This is a genomic window from Micromonospora sp. NPDC004336 (assembly GCF_053602615.1).
Window position 1 is genome coordinate 1 of record NZ_JBSGDY010000268.1, and the last position, 5,377, is coordinate 5,377.

The 5,377-nt window shown below is 74.7% G+C and carries 6 protein-coding genes and 1 pseudogene; 1 reads left to right on the forward strand and 6 read right to left on the reverse strand.

Going from position 1 to position 5,377, the window contains the following annotated elements; translation table 11 throughout:
• From ACWENR_RS29320 to ACWENR_RS29330, 3 genes are all read right to left on the reverse strand, one after another.
• Positions 1-2,104 (reverse strand): WXG100-like domain-containing protein (locus ACWENR_RS29320; RefSeq protein ID WP_452280189.1); only part of this gene is annotated, 2,104 nt, incomplete at its 3' end.
• A gap of 7 nt (positions 2,105-2,111) precedes the next feature.
• Positions 2,112-2,417 carry a hypothetical protein gene (locus tag ACWENR_RS29325; protein WP_452280190.1) on the reverse strand — a complete coding sequence of 102 codons (306 nt, stop codon included), beginning with the start codon at positions 2,415-2,417 and terminating at the stop codon, positions 2,112-2,114.
• A 2-nt stretch (positions 2,418-2,419) separates the two neighbouring features.
• Positions 2,420-2,824 carry a YbaB/EbfC family nucleoid-associated protein gene (locus ACWENR_RS29330; protein WP_452280191.1) on the reverse strand — a complete coding sequence of 135 codons (405 nt, stop codon included), beginning with the start codon at positions 2,822-2,824 and terminating at the stop codon, positions 2,420-2,422.
• Between the two features lie 121 nt (positions 2,825-2,945).
• On the opposite strand from ACWENR_RS29330, the gene ACWENR_RS29335 reads away from it, so the two are divergent.
• On the forward strand, positions 2,946-4,109 hold the full coding sequence (locus ACWENR_RS29335; RefSeq protein WP_452280192.1) for a S8 family serine peptidase: 1,164 nt from the start codon (positions 2,946-2,948) through the stop codon (positions 4,107-4,109).
• On the opposite strand, the gene ACWENR_RS29340 is transcribed toward ACWENR_RS29335, so the two are convergent.
• The 3 genes and pseudogenes from ACWENR_RS29340 to ACWENR_RS29350 all read right to left on the reverse strand — a co-directional run.
• On the reverse strand, positions 4,110-4,421 hold the full coding sequence (locus ACWENR_RS29340) for a WXG100 family type VII secretion target (RefSeq protein WP_452280193.1): 312 nt from the start codon (positions 4,419-4,421) through the stop codon (positions 4,110-4,112).
• Positions 4,422-4,446: 25 nt separating this feature from the next.
• Positions 4,447-4,812, reverse strand: coding sequence for a WXG100 family type VII secretion target (locus ACWENR_RS29345; RefSeq protein ID WP_452280194.1), 366 nt, complete (start codon positions 4,810-4,812; stop codon positions 4,447-4,449).
• A gap of 54 nt (positions 4,813-4,866) precedes the next feature.
• Positions 4,867-5,377 (reverse strand): annotated as a pseudogene (locus ACWENR_RS29350) (hypothetical protein); the annotation flags it as partial.

Consider the following 5,377-nt stretch of genomic DNA (forward strand, 5'->3'; position numbering starts at 1 on the left):
GGGCGGGGGCGGCGACCCGGCGGCGGGCGGACGGCGTGGACGCAGCAACCGCCGGCGGCGTGAGCGTGGCACCGGCCGACGGCGTGGGCGTTGACGCGGGGTCGGTGCTGTCGGCGTGCCCCGGCGGTGCCTCCGAGGCGCCGACGGCCGTGGTGGCCTCGACCGGTGCCGGCTGCTCGATGGACGGCTGCCTGCTCCCGCCGGTGGCCGGTGTGCCTGCCGACGGCCGCGGCCCACCGCTCCCGATGTTCCCTACCGGGAACAGCACGTTGCCCTGGACGATGCCGGCCTGGCTCGGCACGCCGCCGGCCGGCGCCGCCCCCGGCCGGGCACCGACGATGCCGGGTGTGACACCGGTCGGTTCCCGCGTTGACGATGGCTCGGCGGACGGCTGCGGCGCCGTCGCCGGCTGGCCCGGAGGCGTCGATGGGGTCTGCGCGTCGCTGGTGACCGCGGCGTCACCGGGCTGCCCCAGCGGTCCGGGTTGCTCGGCTCGAGGGCTCGGCACATCGCCGAACTCGGCGAGAGACGCGGGCGGGGCGTTCTGCGGCGCCGTCAGCGCACCGGTGCCGGTGTTGTCGCCCTGCTCTGTGGCGCCGGTCAGGGCGTCCGTTTCGGTGCGGGCCGGCGCCGGCACAGCCGCAGCGTCACCTGGACCATCAGCGTCGACCGGACCGACGCCCAGGGCGGGCGTCGTGCCGCTCTCATTGGGTCCCTGGGCGCCGGGCCCCTCGACCGGAGCGACCGGTCCCACCGACGCGTCGGCACCGCCGGCATCCCTTGGCGCGACAGGACCGTCCGGTGCGACAGGGCCAGCCGGCGCCGCAGGATCACCCGGCGCCGCGGGACCGGCCGGCGCACCAGGACCACCCAACGCCGCAGGACCACCCGGCGCCGCAGGACCAGCCGGCGCACCAGGACCACCCAACGCCGCAGGACCAGCCGGCGCCGCAGGACCAGCCGGCGCCGCAGGGCCACCCGGCGCACCGGGGCCGGCCGGCGCCGCAGGACCGCCCGGCACGCCAGGCGCGGCGGGGCCCGCCGGAGCCCCGGCGGCCGGGCCACCGGCCTCGCCGGGGGCACCAGGGTCGCCCGGTGTGGGGCCGGGGCCGGCCGGGTTGACGTCGGGGCCGGTTCCTGGCTCTCGCAGGCCGATGAATTCCTGGATCCTCGCGTGGTACTGGTTGCCGATCTGCTCGCGCAGCCCACCGGTGACCACGCCGACACCGAAGCGACCGGCCGCAGCGGCCAGGTTGTCGGTGCTGGGCGTCCAGTCTCCCCGCTCGAAGCCCACCGCCAGGTAGTTGGTCAGGTTGTTGGTGACCTGGTCGTGCAGGCCCTCGGCGAGGGTCTGGGCGCCCCAGCGCAGGGCCGGTGTGTCGATCCCTCGGGTCATCTCGCGCAGCCCGACGAGCGCGGGCGTGAGAGCTTCGCCGATCCCTCCGCCGACCGCGCCCCACTTCGCCGACTGCTGCACGTGGGTGACGTCGATGCTCTCGCGGTTGCCCTCGACGACCTGGATGACCTGGGCGGTGCCGTCGGAGGTGGCCTCCTGGAGCGACTCGACGAACGCCTCCCGGACGATCCGGACAAGGACGTTCTCCCGGAGGCTGCCCACCAGGAGGCGGTAGGCGGCCTGGGTGGCCGCCCGGGTGGCGAGGATCGGCCCTGACGCGGCGGCGGCCGCGAACCCGGAGCTGAAGATCATCGCGAGCGCGATGATGGCCAACTCGACGCAGCACCAGATGACGGAGATGACGATGGTGAGTTTCTCGTGCTCGATCGCCCGGGCGGCCTGGTCCATCACCGAGGCGACGTCCTCCGCCCCGCCGGTGAGCTTCGGCATGACGTTCTCGAACTTGTAACGCCAGTGGTTCTGGAACTGCGCCGCCGACGGGCCGCCCCACAGGTTGCCCAGATCGGTCACCGCGGGCGCGAGATCCTGCCCGGCCTGATTCAGCAGCTGGGCGAGGGCCAGCCATTCGCGCGCGTACTGCCGGATGCTGTCCTCGTCGGTGTCCGGCCAGGTCGACCCCCCGCCGACGAGCGTGACGGCGTCCCACACCCAGTCCCAGACGCCAAGGTCCGGCTTCTGCACTCCCACCGAGTGGTCACACGCGGATCGTGAGCGGGTCGACGGCGGACCGGTCCGTTTCGAGGAGCCCGTCGACGGCGTTCACGGCGGTGGTGGTGTCGGCCTTGGTGGTGTCGAGGAGATCCGCCGCGACGCCGGCGGTTTCGTCGGCCCCGGTGATGATCCGCTGCAGCTCGGCGGCGACCTCGCCGCCGCCGAGCACGACCGGGACGGCCCGGATCCGTTCCACCTGTGCGCTCACGGCTTCCTGGTGTCGCGCGGCGCGGGCGTCCAGGTCCGCCATCGCCTCGCGGGCACCCGCCCCAAGCCGGCTGTCGGCCATGTCTACTCCTCCGTGAACGGTAGGCGCTGGCGCATCCGCTCCATCACCTGCGTGAGATCACCTGATGCGTACGAGTCGAAGGTCTGCGCGTCGACGTAGGGGCGGCAGATCTCCCTGACCTGATCCGCGGCCTCCGCCGCCGCCACCTCGATGGTGTCCAGGATCGTGCGGGCGAGCGCGGTGGCATCGGCGTCGTGGTAGATGCGCGCGTCAAGGTGCAGGTCGCGCGGCCTGCCGTCACTGCCGACAGTCGCCCGGACCAGGCCGTCGCGGGAAACCGCGGTCACGGAGACCTGCCCGATCTTCTCCTGCAGGCCGCCCATCGCGTCGGTCATGCGTTGCAGCTGGCCGGTGAGGTCGCGCGCCCGCGCGCGCATCGACTCCAGCAGATCCTCGTTCGCGGGCATGCGACGACTGTAGTCATAGGACAGTCGCGAGCACTAGATTCGTTTTCGACACGACAGACACCGCACCGCCGGGCCGACACCCGCCCCCACGGCGCCACAGCGCGGCGGAGAGGAGCATCCGGTGATACGGCGACTGGCGGCGGTCACACTTCTGGCGGCATCGATGGCGGCGCTCTCCCCCGCGGTGGCGCACGCCGGCCCCTGCGGCTACCAGGTCGAACCGGTCGCCGCGCCGAAGATCGCGGTGGCGTCGTGGGCCCACCGGCTGCTCGACCTGCCCAGGGTGCACCGGCTCGCCACCGGCGCGGGCGTCCGGGTGGCCGTCGTCGACTCCGGCACGGACCGGCGCCACCCGCAGTTGGCGAAGGCCGTCCGGGCCGGCTGGGACGTGCCGGCCGGCCGGTCGGGAGGCACGCTCGACTGTCACCGGCAGGGGCACGGCACCGCCATCGCCAGCCTGATCGGTGCGCGGCCCGCAGCCGGCGCGTCCCTGGTCGGCGTGGCCCCCCGTGCCACGCTGCTGCCCGTCCGGGTCGCCGACAACGACCCGGCCACCGACGCCCCGGTCTCCGCCGCCGCCCTGGCCACGGCGGTCGCCGAGGCCACGCGGATGGGCGCCGACGTCATCCACGTCTCCTACTCGGTCGCGGTCGACGACGCGCGCCTGCGCGCTGCTGTCGCCAGGGCGGTCGAGAGCGGCGCCGTCGTGGTGGCCGCCGCCGGCGACGGACGCGCCGGCCCGAGCTACCCCGCCGCGTACGACGGCGTCGTCGGAGTCGGTGCGCTGGCCGCGTCGGGCGGTCTTCTGGACGGCTCGGCGCGCGGCCCACACGTCGATCTCGTCGCACCGGGCGAGCAGCTCGTCGCGGCCGCGCGGGTCGGCGGGCACACCGTCGTCGGGCGCACTCCGGCGGCCGCGGCCGTGGTCAGTGGCACCGCCGCGCTGCTTCGCGAGCGGCATCCGCGCTGGACCAACGAGGAGGTGGTGCGCCGCCTGCTGGCCACGGCCGACGGCACGGCCGGCGGAGCCGCCAACGCCGCGTTCGGGCACGGCAGCGTCAACCCGTACCGGGCGCTGGTCGAGCCGGCCGCGACCGCCGGGGCCGCACCCACGTGGGTCGCCGTGCCCGGGGCGTTGGCGCAGACCCCCGCTCGCCCGGGGTGGCCCGGTCCGTGGCGGGCCGCCGTGACGTGGGCCGTGTTGCTCGGCCTCGGCGCCGTCGCGCTGCTGCTCGGGCGGGCGGTGGCGCGTGTCCGTTCGCGGCGCCACCGCCCGCTCGGCTGATCAGGCGAAGTTGCGCCGGGTGCGGGAGATCGCCTCCAGGTTGCGCGTCTCGGCGTCGATGAACTTACGACCCGAGGTGCCGATGGCGGCGGCGAACTGCTGGCCGACCTGGTTGAGTTGCTGCGCGCCCGTCTGCCATTGGCGACGCAGGTCGGCGTAGGCGAGCTTGGAGGCGCCGTCCCACGACCGGGAGCGCTCGTCCATGAAGTTCTCGAGCACGGTGAGCCGGCGTTGCATCTCCTCCAGCTGCGCCTGGAAGGTGGCCGCGGCGCCGAGCATCTGTGCGATGGGGACGTTCATGGGCTGTGACATGTCTGCTCTCCTCCTGCCTCGGCCGCTAGTTGTTGGTCAGCCCGGCGCTGACGTAGGTGTAGCCCGATCCGGGCGACCCCGTCGGCATCGAGCCGGCACCGTCGAGCAGGCCCGCCTGGCTGCCGTCGGTGGTCCGCAGATCCGCGGAGATCTGGTTGGTGAGGAGTGCGCTCAGTTCGCCGAGGGCGTTGTTGATGTTTCCCCACGCGGTGAGGAACTTCTTGCGCTCACCGGCGAAGGCGTCGCCGGAGAGCCCTTCCCAGGGCAGGTTGAGCGTTTTGAGGATGTCGCCCGCCAGGCTCTCCAGCTGCTTGCGGGTGTCCTCGGCGAACTGGGCCGCGTCATCCATGTCCTGGAATTGGGCCCTGACCACCTCATCAGGTTGAGTCATCTACACCATCCTGCTTCCGTGTGAGACGCCGAGCCGCAACGCGTCGGACTGAGACTAGCCAGCCGCCAGTCGTTCCACCAGGGATGGACGACCATCTGTTGTGGACCGCGCCGGGCGCCGGCGTTCCTTCGACAGGTCGGCGTGCACGAGCTTGGGTTCGCCGGCGGCAGCCGGGCGCGCCACCGCGTCGCCGCCCCGTTCCGGCGTCGGCGTCCTGGTCGCCGCGACGGCGTCCGACCGGGCGGGAGGCGGCTGCGGGGCCACCCGGGCGAGCGCCGCCGGCGGCAGGATTCCCGGCATCGCCGCCGACCCACGCCCGAGCGTCGGCCCGGGCTCCGCCCCGGTGGGCGTCGCCGGGGGCGGGGCGCCGAGCCCGGGCGGGGCACCGAGCGTCGTTCCGGGCGCGGGGCCGGCCGGGGTGCCCAGCGGGGCCCGGACGGACGGACCCAGGTCGCCGGGCCGGCCCGCCGCAGGTTCGGTCGGGCCGCCGAACCGGCCGGGCAGGTCGGCGCCGAGCCGGGCGCGCGGGCCGGCCGCCGGCGGCGGCCCGGGCGTTGCCGCGGCC